The organism is Lentibacillus songyuanensis, from assembly GCF_039548255.1.
Classification (GTDB): domain Bacteria; phylum Bacillota; class Bacilli; order Bacillales; family Amphibacillaceae; genus Lentibacillus_C; species Lentibacillus_C songyuanensis.
Window position 1 is genome coordinate 1 of the sequence record NZ_JBCLVH010000053.1, and the last position, 1804, is coordinate 1804.

1 protein-coding gene is annotated in these 1804 nt (G+C 39.6%); it reads left to right on the top strand.

The window, feature by feature from the left end; genetic code table 11:
• Nucleotides 1-107: 107 nt before the first annotated feature.
• The gene (locus tag WMZ97_RS21765) at nt 108-1382 is read left to right on the top strand and encodes an IS110 family RNA-guided transposase (RefSeq protein WP_343274161.1); all 1275 of its coding nucleotides are present in this window, start codon (nt 108-110) and stop codon (nt 1380-1382) included.
• Nucleotides 1383-1804: the final 422 nt, after the last annotated feature.

A 1804-nucleotide genomic window follows, 5' to 3' on the forward strand; every position in this document is an offset into this window, starting at 1 on the left:
TGTCGCAGCATTCCTGTAGAACGTTAAATTTGGGGTTTGAAAATATTAGGGCCCCTCGATAAGATTATGGTAGACCAAAACAAACACAATCTTAGGAGGAACCCTACATGAAGTATAAAATGCAAGACAAACAAAATCAACTTATAGAAAGAATTTCAGACCATCACCTAGTTGTTGGCGTGGACATTGCACAACAATTCCATGTGGCCCGTGCTGTGAATTACAGAGGAATAGTGATTGGCAATCCTATCACTTTTGAAAATGATGTGGCCGGCTTCTCTAGATTTCAGACATGGATGAACGAGTTAAAGAATCTAAAAGGTTATCGTACCGAAATTGTTGGAATGGAACCTACCGGGCATTATTGGTTAAACTTATCCAAATGGCTATATGATCAAAGTATTGATGTTGTAACAGTTAACCCTCATCACGTTAAAAGGAATAAGGAAAACCGAGATAATACGCAATCCAAAAGTGATAAAAAAGATGCACTTGTCATCGCGGATATGGTGAAAAATGGCTACTATTCGTTTATACACCCAACTCCAGAAGCTTTTGAAAAGCTCAGAATTTTAATGTCCAATCGTGACTTCATCGTTAAACGTCATGTTAGTGCCGTTAACCAAATAAACCGTTGGGTAGATATTGTATTTCCTGAACTTCGGCAAGTTTTTAAGGATGTAAAGGGCAAAGGTGCCATCGCAACCCTTCGCTTATTCCCTACACCTGGTGAATTACGTTCAATGGAAGCACAGGATGTTGTTAAAGGGTGGAAAACGCTAATGAAACGACAACCTGGTTTAAAAAAAGCACAAACTTTAATCCAATTAGCCAAAGGTTCTATTGGCACCACTCAAGCACTCGATGCATATAAGCTACATCTAGAACAATTATTAGAGGAATTTGATCTCGCCACAACTCAACTTGAAACAGTTGAAAAAGAAACGACTGATGTACTTAAAAGTATTTCTGTTGCGGATAAAATACTTGATATAAAAGGAATTACTGAAACCACGCTGGCGGGTATCTTAGGGGAAGCTGGTGATTTAGGTAATTTCCCTCATGGTAATTCCCTCTTGCGACATGGAGGTTTGAACTTAGCCGAGGCGAGTTCAGGTAAATGGAAAGGACAAATTGTCATCTCCAAGCGTGGCAGATCTCGACTGAGGCGCTACTTGTTCCTAGCGACAATCAGTCTTGTAGTAAACAATCCCGAGTTCAAAGCACTTCATGCCCACAATGTCAAAGTGAAAAAGATTAAAAAAATGAAATCCATCATGAAACTGATTGGTAAATTAGCACGAATATTGGTAAGAATAGCAAGAAATAATGAACCTTATTGTCCTGAAAAAGTACAGCCCATAACACTAATAGCAGCTTAAGCTGACTCTTTACGGAATTACTATTTTACACAGAATTTAACTACTTACCATTAGCTTGTGAATGTTGGCTTATTCGTAGGATCTCAAAGAAAGCACGGAGTACTGGAATAAATAAACTAAAGGGCACAGACCCATTGTCGCAGCAAAACCGGCCTCCACCCCTTGGATAGGCATGACGAAGGAATGAAAGGGCAATTGACCCGTTGAGACTTGGGAGGGAAAGCCTCCAAGGGCAGAGTGGAGAATGCGTGCAGTATACTTATTAGAATACTTGGAGTTTCTAACTCCTCTATTCCTGCATACCTTCACATAGCCAAAAACATTAAAACTCATTCCATTTACCCGTCATTATCCTTACAAGGGATTTGAAATCCTGCGAATAAGCGAGCATTTACTAGTAAAATGGATCTATCTGAGGGAGT